29 protein-coding genes are annotated in these 26,288 nt (G+C 68.0%); 5 read left to right on the top strand and 24 right to left on the bottom strand.

Going from position 1 to position 26,288, the window contains the following annotated elements; all coding sequences use genetic code 11:
- Positions 1-31 precede the first annotated feature (31 nt).
- Both E3O39_RS10420 and E3O39_RS10415 read right to left on the bottom strand, forming a co-directional pair.
- Positions 32-1,006: a tetratricopeptide repeat protein gene (locus E3O39_RS10420; protein WP_134447643.1), complete on the bottom strand. Its 975-nt coding sequence runs from the start codon at positions 1,004-1,006 to the stop codon at positions 32-34.
- Positions 1,003-2,811: a hypothetical protein gene (locus tag E3O39_RS10415; protein WP_134447641.1), complete on the bottom strand. Its 1,809-nt coding sequence runs from the start codon at positions 2,809-2,811 to the stop codon at positions 1,003-1,005. The genes E3O39_RS10420 and E3O39_RS10415 overlap by 4 nt, the downstream gene beginning before the upstream one ends.
- A gap of 226 nt (positions 2,812-3,037) precedes the next feature.
- Between E3O39_RS10415 and E3O39_RS10410 the strand changes: the two genes are divergently transcribed.
- On the top strand, positions 3,038-4,651 hold the full coding sequence (locus E3O39_RS10410; protein ID WP_134447639.1) for a DivIVA domain-containing protein: 1,614 nt from the start codon (positions 3,038-3,040) through the stop codon (positions 4,649-4,651).
- Between the two features lie 28 nt (positions 4,652-4,679).
- The gene (locus tag E3O39_RS10405) at positions 4,680-5,729 is read left to right on the top strand and encodes an AI-2E family transporter (RefSeq protein WP_134447637.1); all 1,050 of its coding nucleotides are present in this window, start codon (positions 4,680-4,682) and stop codon (positions 5,727-5,729) included.
- Positions 5,730-5,747: 18 nt separating this feature from the next.
- Here the strand turns inward: E3O39_RS10405 and E3O39_RS10400 are convergent, their stop codons facing one another.
- The 9 genes from E3O39_RS10400 to rpsB all read right to left on the bottom strand — a co-directional run bounded on the left by E3O39_RS10400 (position 5,748) and on the right by rpsB (position 12,496).
- Entirely contained in the window at positions 5,748-6,473 is a 726-nt protein-coding gene (locus E3O39_RS10400) for an alpha/beta hydrolase (RefSeq protein WP_134447635.1), read from the bottom strand.
- Between the two features lie 31 nt (positions 6,474-6,504).
- On the bottom strand, positions 6,505-6,807 hold the full coding sequence (locus tag E3O39_RS10395) for a hypothetical protein (RefSeq protein ID WP_134447633.1): 303 nt from the start codon (positions 6,805-6,807) through the stop codon (positions 6,505-6,507).
- Between the two features lie 60 nt (positions 6,808-6,867).
- Positions 6,868-7,545, bottom strand: a complete 678-nt coding sequence (locus E3O39_RS10390) for a lytic transglycosylase domain-containing protein (RefSeq protein WP_241985041.1) — start codon at positions 7,543-7,545, stop codon at positions 6,868-6,870.
- A gap of 54 nt (positions 7,546-7,599) precedes the next feature.
- Positions 7,600-8,148 carry a DivIVA domain-containing protein gene (locus E3O39_RS10385; RefSeq protein WP_134447631.1) on the bottom strand — a complete coding sequence of 183 codons (549 nt, stop codon included), beginning with the start codon at positions 8,146-8,148 and terminating at the stop codon, positions 7,600-7,602.
- 68 nt (positions 8,149-8,216) lie between these two features.
- Positions 8,217-9,248 carry a phosphatidate cytidylyltransferase gene (locus tag E3O39_RS10380; protein WP_241975525.1) on the bottom strand — a complete coding sequence of 344 codons (1,032 nt, stop codon included), beginning with the start codon at positions 9,246-9,248 and terminating at the stop codon, positions 8,217-8,219.
- A 16-nt stretch (positions 9,249-9,264) separates the two neighbouring features.
- Positions 9,265-9,819, bottom strand: a complete 555-nt coding sequence (frr, locus tag E3O39_RS10375) for a ribosome recycling factor (RefSeq protein ID WP_134447629.1) — start codon at positions 9,817-9,819, stop codon at positions 9,265-9,267.
- Positions 9,820-9,909: 90 nt separating this feature from the next.
- Entirely contained in the window at positions 9,910-10,626 is a 717-nt protein-coding gene (gene pyrH, locus E3O39_RS10370) for a UMP kinase (RefSeq protein ID WP_134447628.1), read from the bottom strand.
- A gap of 126 nt (positions 10,627-10,752) precedes the next feature.
- Positions 10,753-11,580 (bottom strand): translation elongation factor Ts, encoded by an 828-nt coding sequence (gene tsf / locus E3O39_RS10365; protein WP_134447626.1) that lies wholly within the window; start codon positions 11,578-11,580, stop codon positions 10,753-10,755.
- 10 nt (positions 11,581-11,590) lie between these two features.
- Positions 11,591-12,496 carry a 30S ribosomal protein S2 gene (gene rpsB, locus E3O39_RS10360; protein ID WP_134447624.1) on the bottom strand — a complete coding sequence of 302 codons (906 nt, stop codon included), beginning with the start codon at positions 12,494-12,496 and terminating at the stop codon, positions 11,591-11,593.
- A 335-nt stretch (positions 12,497-12,831) separates the two neighbouring features.
- On the opposite strand from rpsB, the gene E3O39_RS10355 reads away from it, so the two are divergent.
- A complete protein-coding gene (locus E3O39_RS10355; RefSeq protein WP_166787314.1) occupies positions 12,832-13,464 on the top strand; it encodes a M23 family metallopeptidase in 633 nt (210 codons plus the stop codon).
- 5 nt (positions 13,465-13,469) lie between these two features.
- Here the strand turns inward: E3O39_RS10355 and E3O39_RS10350 are convergent, their stop codons facing one another.
- The 3 genes from E3O39_RS10350 to E3O39_RS10340 form a co-directional block, all read right to left on the bottom strand.
- The gene (locus tag E3O39_RS10350) at positions 13,470-14,426 is read right to left on the bottom strand and encodes a tyrosine recombinase XerC (protein ID WP_134447620.1); all 957 of its coding nucleotides are present in this window, start codon (positions 14,424-14,426) and stop codon (positions 13,470-13,472) included.
- 23 nt (positions 14,427-14,449) lie between these two features.
- Positions 14,450-15,376 carry a phosphodiesterase gene (locus E3O39_RS10345; RefSeq protein ID WP_134447618.1) on the bottom strand — a complete coding sequence of 309 codons (927 nt, stop codon included), beginning with the start codon at positions 15,374-15,376 and terminating at the stop codon, positions 14,450-14,452.
- Between the two features lie 69 nt (positions 15,377-15,445).
- On the bottom strand, positions 15,446-16,003 hold the full coding sequence (locus E3O39_RS10340) for a DinB family protein (RefSeq protein ID WP_134447616.1): 558 nt from the start codon (positions 16,001-16,003) through the stop codon (positions 15,446-15,448).
- Positions 16,004-16,167: 164 nt separating this feature from the next.
- Here E3O39_RS10340 and E3O39_RS10335 point away from each other — a divergent pair, with 164 nt between their 5' ends.
- Entirely contained in the window at positions 16,168-17,595 is a 1,428-nt protein-coding gene (locus E3O39_RS10335) for a pyridoxal-dependent decarboxylase (RefSeq protein ID WP_134447615.1), read from the top strand.
- Positions 17,596-17,621: 26 nt separating this feature from the next.
- Here E3O39_RS10335 and dprA read toward each other — a convergent pair whose 3' ends face one another.
- From dprA to E3O39_RS10310, 5 genes are all read right to left on the bottom strand, one after another.
- Positions 17,622-18,869 (bottom strand): DNA-processing protein DprA, encoded by a 1,248-nt coding sequence (gene dprA / locus E3O39_RS10330; RefSeq protein ID WP_241985040.1) that lies wholly within the window; start codon positions 18,867-18,869, stop codon positions 17,622-17,624.
- 36 nt (positions 18,870-18,905) lie between these two features.
- Entirely contained in the window at positions 18,906-20,450 is a 1,545-nt protein-coding gene (locus E3O39_RS10325) for a YifB family Mg chelatase-like AAA ATPase (protein ID WP_134448073.1), read from the bottom strand.
- 41 nt (positions 20,451-20,491) lie between these two features.
- Complete coding sequence (locus E3O39_RS10320; RefSeq protein ID WP_134447613.1) at positions 20,492-20,848, bottom strand: YraN family protein; 357 nt, start codon at positions 20,846-20,848, stop codon at positions 20,492-20,494.
- 148 nt (positions 20,849-20,996) lie between these two features.
- Positions 20,997-21,689 (bottom strand): SGNH/GDSL hydrolase family protein, encoded by a 693-nt coding sequence (locus tag E3O39_RS10315; protein ID WP_134447611.1) that lies wholly within the window; start codon positions 21,687-21,689, stop codon positions 20,997-20,999.
- 76 nt (positions 21,690-21,765) lie between these two features.
- On the bottom strand, positions 21,766-22,860 hold the full coding sequence (locus E3O39_RS10310; protein WP_134447609.1) for a dipeptidase: 1,095 nt from the start codon (positions 22,858-22,860) through the stop codon (positions 21,766-21,768).
- 109 nt (positions 22,861-22,969) lie between these two features.
- Between E3O39_RS10310 and E3O39_RS10305 the strand changes: the two genes are divergently transcribed.
- The gene (locus tag E3O39_RS10305; RefSeq protein WP_134447607.1) at positions 22,970-23,410 is read left to right on the top strand and encodes a nitroreductase family deazaflavin-dependent oxidoreductase; all 441 of its coding nucleotides are present in this window, start codon (positions 22,970-22,972) and stop codon (positions 23,408-23,410) included.
- Positions 23,411-23,423: 13 nt separating this feature from the next.
- Here E3O39_RS10305 and E3O39_RS10300 read toward each other — a convergent pair whose 3' ends face one another.
- The 5 genes from E3O39_RS10300 to E3O39_RS10280 form a co-directional block, all read right to left on the bottom strand.
- Positions 23,424-23,747, bottom strand: coding sequence for a DUF2469 family protein (locus tag E3O39_RS10300; RefSeq protein WP_134447605.1), 324 nt, complete (start codon positions 23,745-23,747; stop codon positions 23,424-23,426).
- A gap of 12 nt (positions 23,748-23,759) precedes the next feature.
- Positions 23,760-24,404: a ribonuclease HII gene (locus tag E3O39_RS10295; RefSeq protein WP_134447603.1), complete on the bottom strand. Its 645-nt coding sequence runs from the start codon at positions 24,402-24,404 to the stop codon at positions 23,760-23,762.
- A complete protein-coding gene (gene lepB, locus E3O39_RS10290) occupies positions 24,405-25,154 on the bottom strand; it encodes a signal peptidase I (RefSeq protein ID WP_134447601.1) in 750 nt (249 codons plus the stop codon).
- A gap of 86 nt (positions 25,155-25,240) precedes the next feature.
- A complete protein-coding gene (gene rplS / locus E3O39_RS10285; RefSeq protein ID WP_134447599.1) occupies positions 25,241-25,585 on the bottom strand; it encodes a 50S ribosomal protein L19 in 345 nt (114 codons plus the stop codon).
- A gap of 185 nt (positions 25,586-25,770) precedes the next feature.
- A complete protein-coding gene (locus tag E3O39_RS10280; RefSeq protein ID WP_134447597.1) occupies positions 25,771-26,286 on the bottom strand; it encodes an MFS transporter in 516 nt (171 codons plus the stop codon).
- Positions 26,287-26,288: the final 2 nt, after the last annotated feature.

Raw genomic sequence — 26,288 nt, 5'->3', positions numbered from 1 at the left:
CCATTTTCGTACTCTCGCGGGGCTACGCCGGCTAGTAGAGCAGCATTGTCAGGCGCTTGCGCGTGGGGGCGACCCTGGGGTCGTCCTGGCCGATGACCTCGAACAGGTCGAGGATGCGTTCGCGGATGCGGTTCTTGCCCGCGGCGTCCTGGGCGGGAAAGAGCGTGAGGAGCCGGTCGAAGGCATCCTCGACGTGCCCGCCGGAAAGATCGAGGTCGGCGACGAGGAGCTGCGCCTCGAGGTCATCCGGCGCGGCCGCTGCCGCTGCACGGATCTCCGCGAGCGTCTTGCCCTGGAGCCGGGCGAGCAGCCCCACCTGGGCGAGCCCGGCGACGGAGAGGTTGTCCCTGGGATCCCTGGCGAGTGCCGTCTTGTAGATCGCGATCGCGGCGGCGTAGTCGCCCCGTTCGATCGCCTCGTAGGCCTCGACGTGGTGCGGCGGGAGTTCGGGCTCCGGAGGGGCGACCGGGGTCGCCGCATCCGCTCCCTCCGGAGCGACCGCCGTCCCGACGACGCCGTGCTCCGCCGCGAGCTCGAGCACCCGCTGGAGGACCGCACGGACCTGATCCTCCGCGATCACGCCGTTGAAGAGCGCGACGGGCTGGCCGCCGATGACCGCGGCGACGGTCGGGATCGACTGGGCCTGGAAGGCCTGGGTCAGCTGCGGGTTCGTGTCCACGTCGACCGTGGCGAGCACGAACCGACCGCCGTACTCGAGGATCAGCCTGGTGAGGACGAGGGTCAGTTCAGCGCTCTGCTCGCTGCGCGCCGACCACAGATCGACGATGACCGGAACGTTCGCCGACAGGTCGAGGATCTCGCCGAAGTTCGCGTCCGTTCCCTGGAACACGAGACTCGGAACCGAAACCGCCCCGGCCTGACCCGCCTGTCCGGCAGCTCCGGTTGAGCCGGCTCCCCCGGCCGCCGGTGCCGGCGGCCGGTTCAGGAGGGAGGACAGATCGACCGCACCGCGCATGCTGGCGGCGGACGGGGGGACAATGCTCATGGAAGCTCCGTAGACGAGATCAGTCCCTGGGCAAAGCCAAGGAGGACAATTTTATCGCTCGAACCGGCGGCGGGAACGTGGAACAGAAGCTGGTCGGCGTAGGTGTTCTTGAAGCCCTTCGCGGTGGCGGTGAGGCCGGAGAGCGCCTTGCTGGCGACCGCGCCCTCGCCGGGGCTGACCGTCGCAGCGGCGTCGACGGGTTTGACGGTTTCCGTCTCCTCGAGGCTGACCGCGACGATGCTCCCCGAGTCGTTCGTCGCGAGGGCGATCGTGGGCCCTGTGCTCGCCTTGGCACCGAATTCGATCGACGCCGTCGTCGGCAGCTTGGCTTTCTTGTCCGCCTTGTTCGCGTCGATCTGGGTGCGGAAGCTGTCCCCTGTCGCATCGAACAGGGCGAACGACGGGCTCGCCTCGCCATTGCTGAGGATGTCCGCGTATGCGGCCGCGACCTGATCGGGCGGCAGGAGCATCAGTTTCGAGTCGGGGGCGATGATGGGTGCGCCGATCGTGGCGGGGGCCAGGTCAGGGATCTTCGCTGAGGGCTCGAGCTGCACCGCATATTCGACGAGGTAGCTCGCCCGTGCCGACTCCTGGCGGAGCACGACGACGGTCGGCGCGACATCCGGGGTGTCCTTGTTCTGGACGACGGTCATCACGACCCGGGGCCAGGTCGCAGACTGCTGCGGAAGCGAGAGCGTGAGCGGTCCGGCAGGGAGCGCGGCCAGTGCGGGGAAGTCGGGAGCGATGGCTCGCACCTTGTAGTTGGCGAGGCGCTGGTCGAAGGCGGGACCGGTGAATCGGGTCGCGAGGATGTCTGCGCTCAGGTTCTTGTCACCGTCCGCTGCGACCGCGGAGATCTTGGTCATGATCCGCTCGAGCTGCGGCACCGTCACGGCGGCCGGAGGCACGTCCTTGATCACGACGGCCGCCCCGCTCGCGTCAGGCGTCGGGCTGAGGGAGGCAGCATCGGTCGGGGTGCTGCCCGGCCAGAATTCCGCAGAGCATCCCGTGAGGACGAGTCCGGACACGAGGAACATCGGAACAACGGCGATCAGGGACCGCCCGATCGACCGTCGCCCGGTGATCTCGCTCGCCTTGATGGACTTGGGGCGGGGCGCGCGCGGAAGTCGCGGCATCCGTGGACCCTTGGGCAGGTTGCGGCGAGGGCCGTGCGACCTGCGCAGGTGGAGGAGTGCCCACAGGTACAGGATGAGCCCGACAAGGGCGAGGATGGCGCCCCCCATGATCAGCGGACCGGCCCAGGGGGTCGAGTTGTCCACGGGCCAGGTGATGCTCACCTTCGACGGCGCGGGGTTGGTGCCGTCAGAGGCGACGATCATCGAAATGCCTTCCGGCAGGTTCACGGTCGCCGTGAGTTCCTTCGTGCCGGTGAATTCCTCCAGCCAGAGGTCCGAACCGGCCGGGTTCGTCACGGTCGCTGCGGCGACCGGCGCCGTGCCTGCGGGAACATCGGTGTCTGCGGGGACGGTGTCGCTTCCGAGGCCGGGCCCGTTCTTATCGGTCGAATGGATGCTGACGTACTCGTGTCCGGCCAGCCACGCCTTCACATCCGCCGTGCGGCCATATGCCGCGAACAGGGTGTCGGATCCGGAGAGGGTGACGGTCTGGGCGCCCGGGTGCTCCGTCAGGGCACTGGAATCGATCACGGCGTACGGAGCGTCGGCGGCGATGGTCGCGCTCAGGCTACTCGTCGCGGGTTCGAGGAAAACCGTCCGCTGGGCAATGCCGAGCACGATCATCACACCCGCTAGGACGAGCGCCACGATGGCAAAAAGGAAACGCACTGATACCCTCCTGTGTCGCCAGCCGCTCCGCACACACGGGTGCTTGAACCCGGAGCGGGTCCGGGAAGCAGCGGACAGGACATTCCACGATACTGTCTCGTCCTGAAAGCTGCCTAATAGACCCCTGTAGACGGGACGCGCGGCCGCCGCGTCAACCCACTAAAATTGTCGTGGCCCCCTTGGCCGGACTAAATGCGGGGTCAGAGTTCCAATACAAGGAGATAGCGTGGCGATCGACGAAGCTGATTTCACCCAGGTTTTCCGTGGTTATGACAAAGAAGAGGTCGACAGGGCAATCCAGGGCCTGCGTCGTGACCTGATCCAGGCGAACAGCCAGGGTACGGAAGCCAACAAGGAAATCAAGCGCCTCACCGCGCACATCGACGATCTGAACGCTGAGATCGAAGAGGTCGGCAGCCCCACCTTCTCCGGACTCGGCACGAAGCTCGAGAACACCCTTCGGGTCGCTGAGGAACAGTCCACCCGCGTGATCGCCCAGGCCGACATCGATGCCGAGCGCCTGCGAGCCTCCGCCGCGAGCGAGGTCGACACCCTGCGCCGCGAAGCAACCGAACGGGCAGAACGCGCCCTCTCCGACGCGAACGTCAAGGCCAGCCGCCTCCTCGACGATGCCCGCGCCGAAGCCGACGACCTGCTCGCACGTGCCCACGACGACTACACCACGGTAACCGGCGACGCCGTGCAGGAGGCAGCCGCAATCCGCGGTGCCGTCGCCACAGAGGCCGCGGAGCTCCGGGCCACGGTCAAGCGCGAGGTCGCCGCCATCCGCTCAGAGGCGGAACGTGAAGCAGCCGAGGTGCGCGTCGTCGCACAACGTGAGGCGACGGATGCCCGTGAAATCGCCGCCGGACTGACGCGCGAAACCGAACTCACCAGGGCCGAGGTCGCCCTCGAGCTCGACCAGCAGCGCGCGGATCTGGCCAGGGAGACCGAACAGGCCAGGATCGACCTCACCGCGGAGACCGAGCAGGCCCGCTTCAACAGCGCCAGGGAGGCAGAGCAGGCCGCCATCGACCTCGCCCACGAGACCGAGCAGACGCACACGGCTCTCGCTGCGGAGGTCGAACAGGCCCGCACGGACCTCGCCCGCGAGATCGACCAGGCCCGCATCGACCTCGGCATCGAACGTGAGCAGGCCGAGACCGAACTCGCACTCGACCTCGCCCGCGAGCGCGCAGCCCTCGCCCAGGAGCTCGAGAAGGCTCGCGCCGCCCAGGCCGCGAGGGCCGAGCAGGCCGCCGCCGACCTCGCCAGGGAGAACGAGCAGGTACGCGCGGACTTCACCGCGGACGGCGAGCAGCTCAGGATCGACCTGGACAACCAGCTCACGGCCGAGCGCAAGCGCGGAGAGCACGAACAGGCCCGCCTTCGCCGCGACATCGACCAGACTCGCGCGGACCTCGACGTCGAGCTCAAGGCCCGCCGCGACGAGGCGGAGCAGGGTCACCTGGCCCGGCACCAGGAGGCCGTCGCCCAAACCCAGAAGTTCCTCGACGACGCCTTGAAGCAGCTCGCGGAGACCAACCAGCGCACCCTCGAGTTGCGGGCACTCAACGAGCAGCTGGACTCCGGCGCCCGCGCAGAGGCGAAGACGGCCCGCCTGGCCGCGGAAGCCCATGCCGAGCAGATCGTTCAGGACGCGGAAGCCCGCGCCACCGCGCTCGTCACCGAGGCCGAGAAGCGGACACGCGCACTCGTCGCTGACGCGGAGGAGCGCCTCTCCCAGATTAGGATTGAGCGCGACTCGGTCGCCGGCTACTTCGAGAGCCTGCGAGGCCTCCTCACGCAGGCGGAAAAGGTCACAGCACTGGACGATTGAACGCCACCGCCATCCCGAGGAGATCCGAGTGAAAATCCAGAACGCATTCCGCCTGGGGCTGATCGGAACCCTCGGGGTCGGGGTGGGAATCCTGATCCTCAGCTCGATTGTCAGCCTGTCGACGATCATCACCTACATCGGTGCCGCCCTGTTCATCGCGCTCGGACTGGACCCCTCGGTGTCCTGGCTCGAGAAGAAGGGCTTTCCGCGCTGGGCGGCGATCCTCGCCGTGCTGATCGCGGTCATCGGCGTGCTCACCGGGGTCATCTTCGCCATCGTCCCGATCATCGTCGACCAGATCACGAAACTGTCGCAGGCCATTCCCGAGCTCGTCAGGTCCGTCAACTCGTCGACGTTCCTGTCGGACATCCAGAAACAGTTTCCAGCCCTCCCCGTCTCCGGGATCGTGAAGTCGATCACCGACTACGTGAGCACCAACGTGACGACGATCACCACCGCGATCATCCAGTCCGGGCTCGCCGTGGTCAGCGGATTGTTCGGTGCCCTGATCATCGTGATCCTGTCGCTCTACTTCACTGCGTCGCTGCACAGCCTGAAGACCGCGACCTACCAGCTCGTACCTGCCTCGAAGCGTGCGCGGTTCGCCGACCTCAGCGAGCAGATCACGACGTCCGTCGGTCGCTTCGTCGTGGGGCAGGCCGCGCTCGCCTCATGCAACGGCGTACTGAGCTTCACGTTCCTGTCGATCATCGGCGCCCCCTTCCCCGCCCTGCTCGCCGTGATCGCCTTCCTGGGGTCGCTGATCCCGCTCGTCGGAACGATCAGCGGTTCGGTCATCATCGTGCTCGCGTGCCTGATCCCCGGGATCGGCAGTTCGACCCTCACGGCACTGGTCGCGGCGATCTACTACATCGTGTACATGCAGGTCGAGGCCTATGTCCTCAGCCCCAACATCATGCGACGCGCCGTGTCGGTACCCGGTGCCGTCGTCGTCGTCGCGGCCCTCGCGGGCGGGTCACTCCTCGGCATCCTCGGCGCGCTCATCGCGATTCCGGTCGCCGCGGCGGTGATCATGATCATCAAGCAGGTCGTGATTCCCCGCCAGAACGAGCTCTGACCCGGGCTCGCAGCTCGATCAGCCGAGCCACTCGGTCGGAAGGGGTGCGGCCGCCGGGTTCACGACGGCGACGATCTCGTTGAGGATGCGCTTGGTCTGGGTCTCCCCCACCCACAGGTGCTTGCCTCCGTCGACCGCGATGAACAGGGTCTCCGGGACACTCGTGAATCGTTCCCTGGCGGCCTCCGGTCGCAGGTAGTCGTCGTGCTCGGGGATGATCGCCACGAGCCGGCGCGAGTTGCCCGCCCAGGCCGCCAGTTCCGCATCCGTCGCACGGTGCAGCGGCGGGGACAAGAGGATCGCCCCCAGGATGGGATGTTCGAGGCCGTACTTGATCGCGAGTTCGGTGCCGAAGGACCAGCCGACCAGCCAGGGGTTGGGGAGCTTCCGCTCGGCGACGAACGCCATTGCCGCCGCGACGTCGAGCCGCTCGGCGTTGCCGTGGTCGAAACTTCCGCCGCTCGTACCCCGTGGTGAGGTCGTCCCCCGGGTGTTGAACCGCAGCACGGCGAGGTCGGCGAGGGCAGGCAGGCGCCCTGCCGCCTTGCGCAGGATGTGTGAGTCCATGAATCCGCCGTGAGTCGGCAGCGGATGCAGCGTCACGAGTGTCGCGACCGGCTCGCGGTCGAGCGGAAGGGCCAGTTCCCCCACGAGGGTGAGGCCGTCACTCGTGTGCAACTCGATGTGCTCGCGGCGGGCGGGCAGTTCGATGCCGCCCCGGATCTCGGCCACGGTGGAACTCACGGTGTCTCCCTCGTGCCGGTGTCGCCCGGCATCATCTGATTCTCCAGCAGTGGCTGTGCCAGTGCCGGCGTCCCGCCAGGTCGGCGGCCTCCCCCATGAGCCCGTCCGCGCGCCACGCGACCAGGTGAGGAGTCTTCGGTGCGATCTCGAGATTGCATCCGGGACAGACGTAACTCTTCGTCGCCCGGCTCGCCGTCACCGGCTGAACCGTCCAGAGGCCGTCGCGCCGTTCCTCGGTTCGACGCCAGCCTGCCCGCATGCGGTCGAGGCTGTCGTCCTCGCCGGCATCGTCCGGACCGCGCCTGCGACCCCTCGGATGATTGCTGCGTGGCATTGGGTCAGTCTACGTCGGGTCGGCGGGCGCGGCGAAGCGCGCCGTGCGACAGCAGGACCCCTAGTACCAGCCGGAGTCGACGGAGTGCGCCCAGGCGCCGCAGGGAGTGCCGTAACGGCCCGTGATGTAGCCGAGGCCCCATTCGATCTGGGTGCCCGCGTTCGTGGCCCAGTCGGCGCCTGCAGACGCCATCTTGGAACCGGGCAGTGCCTGCGGAATACCGTATGCACCGCTGGGGTTTTCGGCGTTGACGCGCCAGCCGGATTCCTTGTTCCAGAGGGCGACGAGGCAGCTGTACTGGTCCTCCCCCCAGCCGCGCGCGGCGACGGCCCCGGCAGCGTATGCCTGAGCAGAGCCGGGGTTCGCCACCGCGGCGGTCGGCGCCGAAGCGCTCGAACTCGACTTGCTCGACGACTTGGCCGCGACCACGACGGGGACCGGGGCCGGCTTGGGCTTTTCGGTGACCGTGTATGACTCGCGCACGATCGTGTTGGAATATGAGCCGTTCACCTGGACGACCTGCGTGGCCTGGCCTGCGAAGCGGCCGCCGGCCGACTGGTAGTACGGCGATGCCGTCGCGCCGGAGTACGGATCGACGACGGTCACGAGCACGAAGGCCGCGGCTGCGGTGAAGGCGAAGAGGAACAGGACACGGGCACGAGGTCGGGGTTTCTCGGCCCTCCGAATTGTCGGAGTGGTGGTATTCCCGGACTCAATTACGCTTAGGTGTCTTCCCACGATTTCTCGAGCCTAACCCAGATTTCGGATAACAGCCAGATAACGGTCCGAGATTCACCGAACCGCGAGCATCACGTCGACGACGCTGTCGAGCACGACATCGACCTGGATTTCCCGATACCCGCCGCGTTGCGGTCGGAAAACGGACGAACGCACATCGTCCGCCGTGATCGGAAAGCCGTCTTCGAAGTACTTGGTGAGCTTGTTCGCGAACCGGTCGACATCCGCCCGGTTGTACCCGACGCTCAGGAAGCTGACCCGGCTGAAACGATGCCCCGCCGGCCGTCCGAGTCGGTTCACGAGTTCCTGAGCACGGTCGCGGGCACTCTCGAGCCAGGCCTGCTTGCCGTGGGCTCCCGCCTCGCGTTCGCGGTCGCGCACGGCGAATGCGTCCTCGAGGCGTTCGAGGGCAGCGTCGACGTGTGCGGACGAGTAGCCGCCCTTCTGCATCGAGAACGCGGTGTGGCGGATGCTTTCGGCCGTCAATGGTTCGGAGTCGTCGGTCGCGTCGTACGCACGACGCGCGCTCGCCAGGAACTCGTCGACCTGGGTGACGTTGTAGCCGAGCGTCTTCTTGCCGGCCCGGGGGAATGTGGTGCTCACTGGATCATTCTGCCCCACGGGGAGGCCGCTGTCGAAAGCGTGCCCCCACCGGGGGTGCTTTCCGCTGGTCAGCGGAAGATGAGATACAGCGCGTACGTTGCCGCCGCCGAGGGAAGAATCGAGTCCATCCGGTCGAGGAAGCCACCGTGGCCGGGAAGCCAGGAGCTCATGTCCTTGATACCGAGGTCGCGCTTGATCAGCGACTCCGCGAGGTCGCCGAAGGTGGCGCTCAGCAGGATGACGAGTCCGAAGACCAGGCCGAACCACCAGGGTTCCCCGATCATGAACAGGGACAGCACCACACCGACGATCAGACACGCCAGGCCGGCACCCGCGAAGCCTTCCCAGGTCTTCTTGGGGCTGATCGTCGGCACCATGCGGTGCTTGCCGAAGGACAGCCCGCTCGCATACGCCGCGGTGTCGTTCGAGATCACCAGAAGCAGGAAGGCGAGGGTCCACCATTGCCCGTCCGGCTGCGCGACGAGCAGCACGGCGAAGCTGCCGAGGAACACCACGTAGGTCTGGATGAAGAAACCGGCTCCGATATCACCGAACACCGAGCGGGCAGTCCCCCGGTGGGCGGGGCTGAGCAGCAGGAACACCCGCCAGAGGCCGATGAAGAGGATGCCGGAGAGGGTGACGAGGAACTGGCCGCTCGCTCCCCAGTAGAAGGCCGCAGGGACGACGGAGACCGCTGCGATGACGACCGCGATGCGCGGCACGTTGCGTCCGGACTGCCTGAGGGCCTGCGCGAGTTCGAAGGCCGTGAACCCGACGAATGCGGCGGCGCAGACCATGAAGAGCTCTTTGATGAAGATCAGGCTCACGAGCATGAACAGGCCGAGCGCGAGGCCGATCAGGGTCGCCAGGATCAGGTTCCGACCCGTTCGGGCCGCGATCCGTTCGTTGGTCGCGTCCAGCTGCGCGCGCGTCGCCTGCACCTGGCGTTCGATGTCCGCGCGGGTGGACTGCATCTGCCGTTCGAGGTCGTTGCGGGCAGCGTGGACCTGGGCCCGGAACTCAGAGCTACCGGCCCCATGGGGTCGTTTGGGAGGAACCGGTGCAGTGTCGCCGGTTTCGTCGCGTGGCTCGTGCGTCATGACGCTGGCTCCGCCCTTAAATCTCGAGGAGTTCGGCCTCTTTGTGCTTGAGCGCGGTGTCGATCGCGTCGACGTGGGTCTTCGTGATCTGCTCGAGCTCCTTCTCTGCCCGGGCAACGTCGTCGTCACCGACTTCGCTCTTCAGCGCATCGAGTTCGTCCTTCGCCTTGCGTCGCAGGTTGCGCACGGAGATCTTAGCGTCTTCCGCCTTGGTCCGTACGATCTTGACGTATTCCTTGCGGCGGTCGGCCGTGAGTTCCGGAAGGGTCGCCCGGATGACGTTGCCGTCGTTGCCGAGGTTGGCGTCCAGGTTCGGGGTGTCCCGGATGGCCTGCTCGATGTCGCGCAGGGCACCCTTGTCATAGGGTCCGATCAGGAGCGTGCGTGCCTCGGGGTTCTGCAGGGACGCGAGCTGCTCGAGCGGTGTCTGGGTTCCGTAGTAGTTCACCAGGATCTTTGCGAACATCTGGGGGTTCGCCCGTCCGGTGCGCACGGTCCCGAAATCGTCTTTGGCGGCTTCGAGGGCCTTGTGCATTCGTACGCTTGCATCGGACAGAACATCCGCGATCACGGTAACTCCTTCGTTGAGGCTTCGACCTGGTGATTTCGACCTGGTGACTTCGACCTGAGGCCGTTTCGACCGCAGGTGACATCGACAAGTTTAGTTGGAGACGAGGGTTCCCAGATCGGCTCCGAGGATGGCGGCCGTCACATTGCCCTGCGGCGCCATTCCGAAGACCTGCATCGGCATCCCGTTGTCCATGCAGAGGCTGAAGGCGGTCGAGTCGACGACCTTCAGGCCGCGCTGCAGGGCGTCCTGGTAGGTGAGGTGGCGGATCATTTCCGCGTCCGGGTCGGTGCGCGGGTCGGCCGAGTAAACGCCGTCGACGCCGTTCTTGGCGACGAGGACGATGTCGGCACCGATTTCAAGCGCGCGCTGAGCCGCGACCGTGTCGGTTGAGAAGTACGGCAGTCCAGCCCCGGCCCCGAAGATGACGACGCGTCCCTTTTCGAGGTGACGTTCGGCGCGGCGCGGAATGTACGGCTCGGCGACCTGGGTCATGGCGATCGCGGACTGGACCCGGGTCTCGGCGCCGGCCTGCTCGAGAAAGTCCTGGAGGGCGAGGGCGTTCATCACGGTGCCGAGCATGCCCATGTAGTCAGCCCTGCCCCGGTCCATTCCGCGCTGGGACAGTTCAGCACCACGGAAGAAGTTCCCGCCGCCGACGACGACGGCGACCTCCACGGTCTGTGCGGCCTCCGCGATTTCCCGGGCAAGTGAGCTGATCACATCCGGGTTCACGCCGAGGCTTCCTGCGCCGAACGCTTCGCCGGAGAGTTTGAGAAGGACTCTGCGCTTCTTACCCGAATCTGACATGCCCTGGGGGTCCTTCCGTTGTGCGTGATCTAAAACTACTGCGTGCCGACTCAGGGCGGACACAGCAATGGAGACCGGCCTGCTCGCGCAAGCCGGTCTCCATCATTGGTACTGCGAGCCTATTGCCTAGGCGCCGACCTTGAAGCGGGCGAATCCGGAAACCGTGAGACCGGCATCCTTCAGCACCTGCGCGACGGACTGCTTGTTGTCCTTCGCGTAGTCCTGCTCGAGCAGGGCGACCTGCTTGAAGTAGGCGTGGATGCGGCCTTCGACGATCTTGGGCAGTGCCGCTTCCGGCTTGCCCTCGTTCTTCGAGATCTCGGTGACGATGCGGCGCTCGGCCTCGACGAGGTCAGCGGGGACGTTCTCGCGGTCCAGGTACTCCGGGTTCGCGAAGGAGATGTGCTGGGCGACGCTGCGTGCGGTGTCAGCATCCTCTCCCGAGTAGCCCAGGACGACGCCGACCTGCGGGGGCAGGTCCTTGCTGGTCTTGTGCAGGTAGATCGCGAACTTCTCACCCGTGACGGATGCGACGCGACGCAGCTCGAACTTCTCACCGATGATCGCGGCTTCGCCATCGATCAGTTCGGCGACGGTCTGGCTGCCGGCGGGGGCGGCCAGGCCTTCGGCGACCGAAGTGGCACCGGCAGCGGCGACCGCGTCCAGGACCTTCTCGGCGAGGGCGCCGAACTTGACACCCTTGGCGACGAAGTCGGTCTCGCAGGCGAGCTCGATCAACGTTGCGGTCGTGCCGATCTCCTTGGCGGCGACGAGGCCCTCAGAGGTGGAACGGTCAGCGCGCTTGGCGTTGCCCTTCGCACCCTTGAGACGCAGGATCTCAACGGCCTTCTCCATGTCGCCGTCGGCTTCGACGAGGGCGTTCTTGGTGTCGACCATGCCCGTACCGAGGCGTTCACGGAGGGCTTTGACGTCTTGCAGGCTGATGCTGGCCATACCGGGTTCCTTACTTGGTTTCTTCGGCGGGAGCTTCGACGGCAGCAACGGCTGCCACGTCGGCTGCTTCTTCGACGACCTGCTCGGCGGCGACGGTGGCGTCGGCGACCTCAACGGTCTCGGCGGAGGACTGCTCGGGGGTGGCGTCGGTTGCGGCGACATCCTCGGTCTTCAGCAGTTCTGCTTCCCAGGCGGCGAGGGGCTCGATTTCGGCCTCCGGCTTGGCGTGGCGCTGGATCAGGCCCTCGGCTGCTGCGTCCGCGATGATGCGGGTCAGCAGGCCGACGGAACGGATGGCGTCGTCGTTGCCCGGGATCGGGTACTGCACGTCGTCGGGGTCGCAGTTGGTGTCGAGGATCGCGATGACGGGGATGCCGAGCTTGCGGGCTTCGTCGATGGCGAGGTGCTCCTTGTTGGTGTCGACAACCCAGAGCGCGGACGGCGTCTTCGTGAGGTTGCGGATACCGCCGAGGCTCTTGTGCAGCTTGACGAGCTCGCGCTTCTTGATGAGCATTTCCTTCTTCGTGAACCCGCTCTTGGCGGTGTCCTCGAAGTCGAGCTCTTCGAGCTCTTTCATGCGGGCCAGACGCTTGGAGACGGTCTGGAAGTTGGTGAGGAGGCCACCGAGCCAGCGCTGGTTGACGTACGGCTGGCCAACACGGATGGCCTGCTCGGAGATCGATTCCTGCGCCTGCTTCTTGGTGCCGACGAAGAGGATCGTGCCGCCGTGGGCGACGGTCTCCTTGACGAAGTCATAGGCCTTGTCGACGAAGCCGAGGGACTGCTGCAGGTCGATGATGTAGATGCCCGAGCGCTCCGTGAAGATGAATCGCTTCATCTTCGGGTTCCAACGGCGGGTCTGGTGTCCAAAGTGCACGCCGCTGTCGAGCAGCTGGCGGATGGTGACGACGGCCATGAGCCGTACTCCTTGTCCGGCGCGCCGCATACGCGGCAAAACGCCAATCGGTTCGTGTCCTGATCGGTCGATCACGACTCCTGGTGCCCGGCGCACCGCCGCCTGGCTTCCGAGGAAGTAAGGACCGAATGGAGGTGTTGGCCGAATGGGCACGCGTAGTCAGCGCACGAAGCGCTGCTGCCATAACTTTAGCACCCGGCGAACCCGGTTCCAGCCAGGTCCGGGGGAACGGATGTCCCCCGCCACCCGTCCTCAACAGCCGGCGTCCCCGTCGACCCCTGCACCACCCTGCGCGAGCGGGCTCATCGCACCCGCCCGACCTCCAGTCTGTGGGCATGTCGATTCACAGCCGCACCGTCAGCGCCCTGGTCGCCGCCATTCTGGTCTGCTTCGCCGTGGCACCCGCGGCGACCGGCCAGGGTGCGCCACGCGCGCAACCGCAACCGACGCCCGAGCGAGGTCCGACGACCGGATCGGAGGCGTGGGAGTGGCCGCTCGCGATTCCGCATGCCGTGGAGCGGGGGTTCCGGGCGCCTCTCACCGAGTACGCCGACGGGCACAGGGGAATCGACCTGGCCGCTCACCCGGGCGAGCCGGTCTATGCCGTTGCCGACGGCACGGTGACCTTCGCCCAGATCGTCGTCGACCGACCCGCGATTTCCCTCAGCCACGCCGGGGGCCTCGTCTCGAGCCTGGAACCGGTCACGGCTCTTGTCGCGTCAGGGGACCCCGTGCGCCGCGGCCAGCTCATCGGCCACGTGGCGACCGGTGGCCACTGCGGCGACGGCTGCCTGCACCTCGGCGCGCGGCTCTCCGGCCGGTACGTGTCGCCGATGCGGTACCTCGGCGGTGTCCCACACGCCGTGCTGCTGCCGACAGAGTCGGCCGCCCTGCTCACGGTGCGAGGGGACTCCCGGCGAAGCGCACGTGCAAACCTGCTCTGGCGAGCGATTCTCCGGGACGCGTGACCTGGTCAGGCCCGCGGGTGAGCGTTCTGGTAGCTCTGCCGCAAACGTTCCGCGGAGACGTGGGTGTAGATCTGGGTCGTGCCGAGGCTCGCGTGACCGAGCAGTTCCTGCACGGCGCGCAGGTCGGCCCCGCCGTCGAGCAGGTGGGTCGCCGCCGTGTGGCGCAGGGCGTGCGGCCCGGCGGGACCGTTGCCGGGGATCTCGGCGAGGAGCCCTGCGACCAGGCGGTATACGGCCCGCACTCCGATGCGGCGTCGGTGGGTCGCGAGGAACAGCGCAGCGGGGCGTCCTGCCGAGCTCGAGACGGAACCCACCGTGGTGCTCCCGGCGGGTTCCTCCGCTGCGGCGAGCAGCACCGGGCGGGCGCGCTCGAGGTAGGCGATGAGTGCACGCTGGGCGGGAACGCCGAAGGGAACGACTCGTTCCTTGGACCCCTTGCCGGTCACGCGCACGGTGAGCTGGGAGAGATCGACATCCGGGACGTCGAGACCGACGAGCTCGGACACGCGCAGCCCGGAAGCATAGAGCAGTTCGACGATGGCCTGGTCGCGCAACTCGTGCGGACCGCCGGCACTGGCTCGCAGCTCGAGGTGATCGAGAAGGGCCTGCATCTGCGCCCGGTTGATCACCCGGGGCAGGGTTCGACCCGGTTTGGGCGAGCGCAGGCGCACGGCCGGGTCGAGCGCACTCACGCCCGTGCGGGTCAACCAGGCTGTGAAGCTGCGGGCGGAGGCGGACCGACGCGCGATCGTCGCCTTGGAGAGACCCGCCTGGGTCGCCACCCATAGCCAGTCACGCAGCAGGTCCAGGGACAGCCCGTCGGCATCGGCGACCCCACGACCGTCGGCGAAGCCGAGGAGACCGCGGAGGTCCGTCCGGTAGGCCCGGACGGTGTTCGGCGAGAAGCCACGCTCCGCCGCCAGGTAGACGGCGAAGTCCTCGAGAAGGGCTGCGAGGGGCATCCGCCCGCCGCCCGCCGGCGCACTCACGCCTGGCGTGAGAAGGCCTCGGTCCGCTCGTCGGGGCTCATCGCCTCGATGCGGGCCAGGAACTCGGAGTCGAAACGCGTCGCCGGGTCGAAGTCGCCGAGCACGACGTGCGAATGCACGACGCTCTCCGGATAGACGTGCACGAGATTGATCGACTGGCCGCCGCGCACACCCGTGAGTTGCCGGGCAGGCGCACTCGGGTCGATGGTGTAACAGGTGGCCGCGGCCACCGAGACGGGGATGCCGGCGAAGAGCCCGGTCGTGGCGTAGTGCAGGTGCCCACCGAGGATGCCACGGATGTCACTTCCGGCGATGACCTCGGCCAGGCCGGCCTGGTCTCGGAGTTCGAGAAGGCTCATGAGGGAAACCATGGTCGGGATCGGCGGGTGATGCAGGGCGAGAAGCGTACCATGCGGGGCCGCTTCGCGCAGCACCTCGGCGAGCCAGGCCAGCTGCTCGGCGGAGATCGCGCCATGGTGGTAGCCGGGAACGCTCGTGTCGAGAGCGATCAGGCGGAGTCCGTCAAGGTCGTGCACCGCGTCGACGGGTGCGGCAGCGGATGCCCCGTTCCCGGTTTCGCGGAGCAGTTCGCTGCGGAAGGGCGCCCGTTTGTCGTGGTTGCCCATCACCCAGATGACGCGGGCCCCGAGCCGGTCGGCCGCGGACTCGACGAGGTCCCGGATGCGCCGGTAGGCATCCGTTTCGCCGGTGTCGGCGATATCACCGGTGAAGACGAGGGCGTCGATCGGCTGCCCCGAACGTTCCAGCTGGGCGAGGGCCTCGTGCAGGGGCGTGTCGGTGTCGACGGTGCCATAGAGGGGTCTACCGGCACCGAGGAAGTGCGTGTCGCTGATGTGCGCGATCACGTGGCTCGCCGGCCCGTACTGGCCCAACTGAACCTGCCCCACTGGAACGCCACTCATGACTCACCCTTCGTCCGCTCCAGACTAGGGCCTGGCGCCGACACTCCCCCGGCGCCCCGGCAGCGTCGATCAGTCCTGCGGGTCTTCGCCGACGCTGCCGTCGGCACGTTCGCGCAACAGGTCGAGGTGACCGGCGTGCCGTGCGGTCTCCTCGACCAGGTGAATCAGGATCCAGCGCAGGCTGAAACTGCGGCGCACCGAGACGGCGTCGAGCGAGCCCGATGCCGCGATGATCGCGTCGCAGCGGCGCGCCTCCTCCGCATAGTCGGCGAGCAGCTCGGCCATGGTCACTTCGGGCGGCACGTGGAACTCCCCGTCAGGATCCGCGTCGGTCCAGTCGAAGCTCAGACCCTCCTCACCGGCGAAGACATCGCGCAGCCAGGATCGCTCCACGTTCATGAGATGTCGGACGATGCCGTGCGCGGTCATGCCGGTCGGAGTGGCGACGGGCCGGAGACCCGCGTCGGAGGCATCGCCGACCTTCCATGCAACGAGGTCCCGCTGACGCTGCAGGAACCCCGTTATCGTCGTGCGTTCATCGCCGAAGTGCGCGGCTTCGGTGACTCCGACGCGCACGCCGTTGATGCTGCCGGAGCCGTCGGAGGCCGGGTTCGCGTAATCAGGCATACCCCTTTGTATCCTGTTTCGCGAGAGTGCGCTTTCGGCCCTTTAACCCGCGTTCATGGGCCAAAAGCGCACTCTCGCGGACCAGCGGCGGGCGGCACCTGGCCGCGGGCCCGCGATGCGCGCAGGCACTGGTTGCCGGGGACGGCCCGGACTACCATGGCGCCATGTCAGCTCAGCCCGGCGCATACGACGAAGCACTTGGGCGAGCCAGGGAGCACGCTCTCGCGTGGCTTGGTTCGCTCGGTACCCGCCCGGTCGGTCCGCGCGCCGACGCCGACACCCTCTCCGGGATGTTCGCCGGTCCGCTGCCTGAGTCCCCCACCGCCGCGGCATCCGTGGTCGACGAGCTGGCCGCCCTCGCCGAACCCGGGCTGATGGCCATGCCGTCTGGTCGGTTCTTCGGCTGGGTGATCGGCGGCACCCTCCCGGCAGCGCTGGCGGCAGACTGGCTCGTCAGCGCCTGGGACCAGAATGCCGCCATGCGCTTCGCGACGCCGGCCACTGCCGCGGCCGAGGAGGCCGCCGGAGCGTGGGTGCTCGACCTGCTCGGGCTGCCGTCCGGTTCGGATGTCGGATTCACCACCGGGGCGACGATGGCCAATTTCGTCGGGCTCGCAGCCGGGCGCCAGTCAGTGCTCGAGCGGGTGGGCTGGAATCTCAGCAGGGACGGACTTTCCGGTTCGCCCCGCGTGCGGGTGTTCGTGGGCGAGGAGCGGCACGCGGTGATCGACCTCGCACTCCGGTACCTCGGCCTCGGCGAACCCGTCGCCGTAGCGGCCGATGAGCAGGGCCGACTTGATCCCCGTGCCCTCGCGGCTGCGATGCAGGACGGCGAGGGTCCGGCCATCGTCTGCCTGCAGGCGGGGAACCTGCACTCCGGTGCCTTCGATCCGATGACGACGGCAATCCGGGTGGCGCGGGAACACCACGCCTGGGTGCACGTGGACGGCGCGTTCGGCCTCTGGGCCGCGGCGAGCCCGAAGTACCGCGGGCTCGTGGCAGGCGTCGAGGGAGCCGACTCCTGGGCGACCGACGCGCACAAGACGCTCAATGTGCCCTATGACTGCGGGATCGCGATCGTCGAGAAACCGGCGACTGTCCGGTCCGTGTTCGGCGTGCACACGAGCTATCTACTGAAACCGGCGACGGACGGTCCGGGCGACCCCTTCGAGAAGGTGCCGGAGCTCTCCCGCCGGGCACGGGGCATCCCGGTGTGGGCGGCACTGCGCTCGCTCGGGCGATCCGGCACGATCGACCTCGTCGAGCGCCTGGCCGGTCACGCCCGCTCGCTTGCCGAGGGCCTCGCGCGCATTCCCGGCGCCGAGGTCGTCAACGACGTGGTCTTCACCCAGGTGTGCGTGAGCTTCGGAAGCGATGCCCGCACCCGGCGGGTGACGGAGCTGTTGCTCGGCCAGGGCACCACGTGGATGTCCGGTTCCGTCTGGCGCGGGCGCGAGGTGCTGCGCATCTCGGTCAGCAACTGGTCGACGGATGCCGCCGATGTCGCCGACTCCCTCGCGGCTGTGCGGCGGGCGTGCGAGGCCGCAGGCCACGACGGCGAGGAGACGCCTGGGGGCCTGTACCAGGGCTGACGGTTTCGCGGCAGGCCGAGCCTGGCTCAGGCGTTCCGCACCCAGCCGGTCTCTCGCTCGCGCGCGGCGCCTTCGAGCCCGAGGGCGCCGAGGGCGGCGCGCACGGACATGGTGGAGAGGCCCGCGCGGCGGGCGAGGTCGCCGATCCCACGCGGGGACCGCCCGCTCAGGGCGTCGAAGACCCGCACCTGTTCGCTTGTGCGCCCGGAACCCTCGAGCCCGAGTTCCGATTCGGGGAAGTCCAGTGTCACCTGGACCAGGTGCTCCGCGACGAGTTCCGCCATTTCGGCGGCCGTCGTCACGCAGACGGCGTCGTACTCGCGGATCAGCCGGTGACACCCGGCCGAGGCCGGTGACGTGACCGGGCCGGGTACGGCGCCGAGCGGCCGCCCGAGGGTGGCCGCGTGCCCGGCGGTGTTGAGCGATCCGGAGCGCCACCCGGCCTCCAGGACGATGGTGGCCAGGCTGGTCGCCGCAATCAGCCGGTTCCGTTGTAGGAACCGCCACTTGGTGGGCGCGGCCCCGCACGGGAGCTCGGAAATGACGGCCCCCTCCCCGGCGATCCGTTCGAGGAGGTCGACGTGCCCGCTCGGATATGGCCGGTCCACTCCCCCGGCGAGAAACGCCACGGTTCGACCACGGCTCGCGAGTGCCGCTTTGTGCGCCATCCCGTCGATCCCGTACGCCGCGCCGCTGACGATCGCGAATCCGCGGTCGACGAGGCCGGCAGAGGCTTCCATCGCGACATGCTCGCCGTATCGGGTAGCAGCCCGGGCGCCGACGAGGGCGATCGACTGGGCGAACGCGCCGAGGGCATGTGCAGGGCCGCGCCACCAGAGGGCGAGCGGGGCGTGTACCCCGAGGTCCTCAAGCCCGGCCGGCCAGTCGGGGTCACCGGGAATCGCCAGCCATGCCCCCGATCGGGCTGCCTGCCGCAGCGCAATCGTGACGACGATGGGATCGAGCCGCGGACGCCAGCGCTCCAGAGCGCGGTCGAGTCCGGCGGCAGCGATCACACCCTCCGCCACCCCGGCGGTCAGGAGTTCCCCGGCGATATGGTCGTGGGTCCAGGCCTCGATAATCATCCGCAGGGCGCGAACGGCGCCGAGCGCCGCGACAACGAGGCCCGCAGTTCCGTCGCCGGGTTCGCTGATGCACGACCACGCCGCTCGAGCGTGCAGCTCCGCCGCGAGTTCCCGGGTCAGGGTGGCCCCGGGTGCGCGCACGCCGGTCGCGAGGTCGATCATGGTGGTCTCATCGGGTTCGAATGGCATCGTGCGTCGTGTCCTTCCGTCGGTGGATGTCCGGCTTCAGCCGGTGCGCAGGTAGAGCGCCTGTCCGAGCTGCTCGACACCCGGCCGATCGGCGCCCTCGAGGTCGGCGATCGACCAGGCGACGCGGAGCACCCGGTCATAGCCGCGCATAGTGATGCCGCCGCGCTCCAGCGCTCGATCGAGCGCAGCGGTCGTCGCCCGGTCCAGCCGCAGGTGCCTGCTGCGGAGCCAGGACCCTGGGACCGCTGAATTGAGCGACCAGGGCGTGCCGGCGAGGCGCTCCCGTGCGGCGCGCCGGGCCCGGATCACACGTTCCCGCGCAGCCGAGGTCGTCAGGCGCGGTTCTTCGGCGGCGAGCTGCAGCTGGGCCGCCGTGATCCGGTTCACGTGAAGTTGGATGTCGATCCGGTCCAGGAGCGGCCCGGAGATGCGGGCGAGGTACCGCCGGCGCGCGCTCGGCGGGCACGAGCACTCGAGGCCGGCAACACCGTACTGCCCGCACGGGCACGGATTCGCGGCCATCACGAGCTGGAACCGCGCCGGGAAGTGGGCGACGGCGTTGGCGCGGTGGATGCTGATCATCCCGGATTCGAGCGGCTGCCGGAGGGCGTCGAGCACGGCCGATGCGAACTCGGGAGCCTCGTCGAGGAAGAGCACCCCGTGACAGGCGCGGGCGGCTGCACCCGGCCGGATCTGTCCACTGCCGCCGCCGACCATGGCCGCCGCCGTCGCGGTGTGGTGCGGTGATTCGAGCGGCGGCCGGGTCACGAGGGACCGGCCGAGTCCGCGCCCGGCGAGGGAGCGCAGCGAACTCGCCTCGAGGGAGGCGGCCGGGTCGAGGTCGGGCAGGAGTCCGGGCAGGCGGGCGGCGAGCATGGTCTTGCCGGAGCCTGGCGGGCCGAGCATGAAGAGATGGTGGCCGCCTGCTGCGGCGATCTGCAGGGCCAGGATGGCGTCCTCATTGCCGATGACGTCGGCAAGGTCCATCGAACCGGTTTCGACGACGTCGTTCCCGGCGGGTCCGGCTTCGGTGGGCCACTCGATGGATTCGACCGGCACGGGCGTCAGCTCCGCCCCGTGCCAGATCGCCGCCTCGCGGAGGGAGGCGACCCCGATCACGGTGATGCCGGGCACGAGTTCCGCCTCCGCGGCGTTTCCGGCCGGAACCATGACGGTTCGGTGGCCGAGACGCGACGCCGCGATCACCGCCGGCAGCATGCCCGGGACTGGTCGAAGGCGCCCGTCGAGGGCGAGCTCGCCGATGTGCACGACCGAGCCGACCGACCCGGCCGCGACCACCCCGTCCGCGGCGAGGCACGCGAGCGCGATCGCGAGGTCGAATCCCGAACCGTGCTTCGGGAGCGCCGCCGGCGACAGGTTGATCGTGAGCTTGTTATGGGTCAGTGGGCAGCCGGAGTTCTTGGCCGCGGCCCTGACCCGCTCCGTCGCTTCGGAGAGCGCGGCGTCCGGCAGGCCGATCAGCACCATGCCGGGGAGCTGACCCGAGATGTCGGCCTCGACTTCGACGAGCGCGCCCGTCAGCCCGAGCAGGGCGACGGCGTGGGTACGGGCGAGACCCATCAGGCTGCGCCCATCAGACGGCACGCACTAGAACACGCTCACTAGAACACTCCGGGCAGGTGCTCGATCACCGGAACGGCGCCGGGGGCGAGGACCACCGCGATCGCGTCGATCCTGATTCGCTCCGGCCAGGCATCCGCCTGCTCGCACCACGCCGCCGCAAGCCGGCGGAGCCGGGCGAGCTTGACGACGGTGATCGCCTCGAACGGATGCCCGAAGCCGATCCCCGAGCGCGTCTTCACCTCGACGAAGGCGACTTCGCCGTCCTGCTCGACAATCAGGTCGATTTCGCCCTGCTCGCACCGCCAGTTGCGGGCGAGGAGCGTATACCCGGCGTCGGTGAGGAACCGCGCCGCGTGCTCCTCACCGAGCCTGCCCAGATCATCTTTGCGTGCCACGAGTGCCTCCCACGGACAGGATGCCGGGGGTGGGCGAGCATCCGCGGGGGCCATCGTCGACCGGTGGACAGCGGGCAGACGTCGACGTCTGGTGAGGAGAGTCGGGAATTCGCCTTCGGAAAGTCCGTACACCGTCGAGGGGCGACTCCTAGATGCCGAGGCTCCTGAGTGCCTCGTCCATGCGATCGGCGAGCACCCGATACCCCTCATCGTTCGGGTGCAGGCCGTCGCCGGCCTTCCATTCCGGGTGGCCGTCGAGCCAGTGCGAGGCGCCGGGAATGTAGACGGCGTCGATCGCCGCAGCGCCCGCGCTCACCCACTCGATGATCTGTTGAACCGAGCCGGGTCGATCGTCGGTGTACCAGAACGGCTCGACCACGATGACGCGTGCGACCGGCAGCGCTTCACTGATCCAGGTGAAGTCGGCCGTGATGGCGGAGCGGATGCGGTCGGCGCGAGCGGGCATCGAGAAGTTGTCGTTGAGACCCATCGTCACGATCACGATGTCGGGGCGGGCGGCGATGACCTGGTCGACGAGGTCCTCTGACACGTCTGCCCGGTGGTTCACGAAACCGAGACCGTTCACGCTCGGGTTCACCTCGGTCCAGCCGTGCTCGATGGAAAGGAGCGTCGACCACCGGTGTTCGGGGCTCGAAGCCCCGGTCCCGAGCGTGTACGAGTCCCCGTAGAACGCCACGACGGGACCGGTACCCGGAGACCCCGCAGGAGTCACCGGAATCGGTTCGGCCGGTACCGCACGTCCAACCGAACCGATCACGGCGACGAGTCCAACGACGACGGCCACGGACCCCACCCAGAGGGCCATGACGGTTCGGGTCATTCGTCGGGGTGCACTCACACCAGTCATTCGGAGCGGGATCCGTTCTGGTTTGCCCGGCAATGCGGGAAAGGACCGGTCACGACACCAGCAGCGGCGTGCCGTTCCCCGCTGCCGCGAACGCGGCATCCGTCGCCCGGAGCACGCGCAGTACGTTCGCCCCGGCGAGGGCGGCGAGCTCGGTCAGGAGCGCCGGGTAGCCGTCGACGCCCTCGAGACCGACCGGGAATTCGTCTGTGCCGTCGAAGTCGCCGCCGAGCCCGATGTGCCGAATGCCCGCGACCCGGCGAGCGTGCTCGATGTGGGCGATGACCTCGTCGAGGGTCACCGTCGGCGCGGCGCTGTCCCTGGGCCCGTCGAACCAGGCGGCGAAGTCCGGGGAGAGGAACTGCGGCACGAAGGTGAGCATGAGCACGCCGTCGTTGTCGCGCAGGCGCTCGAGCACGTCGTCCGGTACGTTCCGCGGGTGGTCCGTGACGGCGGCGCACGAACTGTGGCTGAAGATCACCGGCGCCGTCGTCACGGAGAGCGCCGCGTGCGCGGTCGCCGGGGACACGTGGGACAGGTCGACGAGCATGCCGAGCCGGTTCATCTCCCGCACGTACTCGACGCCACGCGCGGACAGGCCGCCGTGCACGGGCTCGTCGGTGCCCGAGTCGGCCCAGGTCGTGTTGTGCACATGGGTGAGGGTGAGGTACCGCACGCCGAGCCGCGCGAACATCCGCAGCACGGCCGGGGAGTCGTTGAGGCTGTGCGCGCCCTCCGCGCCGAGGAGGGACGCGATCCGGCCGTGGGACTTGGCCGACTCGACGTCGGCGGCGCTGCGGGCGATCTGGAAGTCGTCCGGGTAGCGGGCGGCGAGGCGGTAGACCCAGTCGATCTGCTCGAGGGTGCCCTGAACGGCGTCGGCACCGAGGGATTCGTCGCTCACATAGACCGACCAGAACTGTGCGCCCACCCGGCCGGCCCGGAGGCGCTCGATGTCGGTGTCGGTCGTCAGTCCCCGTTCGAGTCCCTCGACCGAGTACGCGCGGTTCTCCCGGCATTCCCAGGCCCAGTCGTTGTGGCCGTCGACGAGGGGTGCGAGTTCGAGGGCGTGGTCGACGACCGCGCCAACAGGGTTCGTTGGGGCGGTCGTGGCGGCATGGTTCTCGGCAGCGGATGCGGGGGGCATGGTCCAACGCTAGTGCCGGGGTTCCCCGCGCGGAACCCGGGTTCCCGTGTGCACCGGCACCGGCACCGGCACCGGCACCGGCACCGATGCAGGTTACTAGGCTGGACCCATGGGACTACGCGACAGGTTGGTCGACCTCGGCATGAAGACGATGAGCCTGATGCACCGGGCCGTGCTCAAGGCATCCGGTGGACGTTTGCTCGCCTCGTTCGGGCCGATCCCGGTGGTCGAACTGCACACGATCGGCCGCTCGACGGGCAAGCGCCGCACGACCATGCTCACGGCCCCGATCCACGACCGGAACCGCTTCGTGCTGATCGCCTCGAAGGGCGGCAGCGACCGGAACCCGCAGTGGTACCTCAACCTCGTTGCGAACCCCGACGTCGAACTCACCGTGCACGGCACGACGAAAAAGCTGAGGGCACGCACGGCAGAAGCAGCGGAGAAGGCGGAACTCTGGCCGCAGATCGTCGCCGCATACAAGGGGTACGAGGGCTACCAGCAGAAGACCAGCCGGGACATCCCCGTCGTGGTCTGCGAGCCCCGTTAGAACGACCAGCCGGCTACTCGTCGAGCGCGAGTTCCTTGGGCAGTTCGAATTCCTTCGAGGCGAGTTCCTCGACGTTGACGTCCTTGAACGTCAGCACGCGCACGGACTTCACGAAACGGTCCGACCGGTACACGTCCCAGACCCAGACGTCCTTCATGTTCAGTTCGAAGTAGAAGTCGTGCTCGGTGTCCCGGCGCACGAGTTCGACCTCATTGGCCAGGTAGAAGCGCCGTTCCGTCTCGACGACGTACTGGAACTGCCCGACGACATCCCGATATTCGCGGTACAGGGCCAACTCGACCTCGCGGTCGTAGTCTTCGAACTCTTCTTCTTCCATGGTGAGACAATCCTACGCTGAGATGGTCAGCCACGATTTGCGATGGAGCCCTGTCGGTCCGAGGCGCCCGATCGCAGCCATGTGCTCCGCACTGCCGTAGCCCTTGTTGCCCGCCCACCCGTAGCCGGGCGTGACCGCATCCGCTGCGATCATCAGCCGGTCGCGGTGCACCTTCGCGATCACGGATGCCGCGGACACGGACGCACAGTCCTGGTCGGCCTTGATCCGGGTCAGCACGGAGAGGGGCGTCGCGAGGGCCTTGTTGAGGTAGTCGTCGTTGCCGTCGAGCAGCACGACGCTCCCCCGGACGTCCACGCCGGCGGCGAACAGTTCGGCGAGGGCCCGTTTGCCCGCGAGCCCGAGTGCGGCGATGATGCCGATCTCGTCCACCTCCTTCGCGGAGGCGAGTCCGACCGCGGAGTGCAGCACCCAGGCGACCGCGAGCGGTGCGAGGGCCTCACGGCGCCGCTCGCTGAGCATCTTCGAGTCGCGGAGACCGACCGGCATCGTGCCGTGCGTGCCGTCGATCGCGGCGACGCCGACCCCGACCGGTCCGGCGAGGGCACCACGTCCGACCTCGTCGCAGCCGATCACGCAGCTCGCGCCTTCGGCGAGCAGGCCGAGCTCGACCTCGAGGGTCGGATCGCAGACGGCCATCTACTTCGTCTCCGGGGAAACCCCTCGGAAGACTTCCGGGTAGTCGTCGAGCCAGGTCCAGCGGGACAGCGGCCAGCTGATCACGAGGGCGCGGCCGACGACGTTGTCGATCGGCACGAAGCCCTTGCCAGGGGTGTCCCCGTTGTACCGGGAGTCCTTGGAGTTGTACCGGTTGTCGCCCATCACCCAGAGCGAGTTCTCCGGTACGACGACGTCGAAGTTGTCCTTGGACACGGCGCTCGCCCCGGCAGGGAGGTTCACATACGGCTCGGAGAGGGGCACGTCGTTGACGCTCAGCTGGCCGAGGGCGTTGCAGCAGCTGACGTGGTCGCCGGGCAGTCCGATGACGCGCTTGATCAGGTGGTCGTTGCTGTCCGGCGCGGAGAGGCCGACGACGGAAAGGAGCCAGTCAAGGCCGGCGGCGACGGGGTTCTGCTGCACGGCAGCCTGCGGGAGGAGCCACCCGCCGGGATCGCGGAACACGACGACGTCACCGCGCTGGATGGGCATGAGCTTCGGTTCCAGCTCGTTCACGATGATGCGGTCGTTGACCAGGAGGGTGTTCTCCATCGACCCCGAGGGGATGTAGAACGACCGGACGAGGAAGGTCTTGATCAGGAACGAGATGAGCAGCGCCACCACAAAAATGATCAAGAGGTCGCGAAAGAAGATCGCAACGCCGCGCTTGCCGCGCTGTGGTGCTTCTGATGCCAGGCGATCCGATCGCGTGGGCAGAGAATTGTCTGTCATTAAACCGCCTGAGCTCCTGACCCAGTGTACGGGTCAGGAGCTCAGGGTGAAACGCAGCCGGGGCTGGGAATCGGGTGTGACGAGTCTTAGTCGCGCTTTTCCTTGATCTTGGCCTTCTTGCCACGCAGGTTGCGCAGGTAGTACAGCTTCGCGCGACGCACGTCTCCGCGGGTGACGACCTCAATGTGGTCGATAACCGGGGAGTGCACCGGGAAGGTACGCTCGACGCCGACCTGGAAGCTGACCTTGCGAACGCAGAACGTTTCGCGGACGCCTTCGCCGGAACGGCCGATGACGACACCCTGGAAGACCTGCACGCGCGAGCGTGCGCCTTCAACGATGTTGACGTGAACCTTGACGGTATCGCCGGCACGGAACGCCGGGATGTCCTTCCGGAGTGATGGGGCATCCACCTGGTCGAGAATATGCATATTTGTTCGCTCTCTGTATCCGCCACAGGACGAAGACGGCTGAGGTCGCCCGCGCACACACGTGCTGGGCGACGACTGATGAGGTTAAGACCGTGCCGAACGGTGCAGCTCCCCTGTGGCAGAGGCATGCTACGGCACAATCGCTGATTATGTCACGATCCGCGCCTCCGGCAAAACCGGGCCGGCTAGGTGTCTTTCGGCTTCTCCCGCACGACGATGACCGACGGGTCCGGGGTGGGTTCGAAGCCGATGGGCGACGAATGCTCTCCCGCGGCCGGTTCGGTCGGGGCGCCACCTCTGGCGGTCTCGTCGATCAGCACGATCATCGCCTGCATCCGGCTCCTGGCACTCGCGAAGAGCTCCCAGATGGCGAACCAGAAGGCTGCGAGCCCGACGAGCACGACCAGGAACGGCAGCCAGCTCGCACCCGCCGTGAAGCCGGAGGCCACGATCAGGGCGTGCCACAGGGTGAGCACGCCGACGTCACGCCAGGACACCGCCCGCTCCAGTCGCACCTCGGTGCGGGCGAAGAAGAGCAGGGCGACGGCCAGCAGGCCGAGGCCGAGCACGATGCCGCCGAAGAAGCTGCCGAGCACGGCCCATCCGCTCGACTTGAAGAGGGACGCGCCGATCAGGAGCCACGCCGGAAGCACGAGCACGGCAAGGAATTGCCAGCGATAGAAGACCCTGCGTAGGAACACGA

The sequence above is a fragment of the Cryobacterium sp. MDB2-A-1 genome, assembly GCF_004402675.1.
GTDB lineage: Bacteria > Actinomycetota > Actinomycetes > Actinomycetales > Microbacteriaceae > Cryobacterium > Cryobacterium glucosi.
This window is presented reverse-complemented; position numbering and strand designations above follow the sequence as displayed.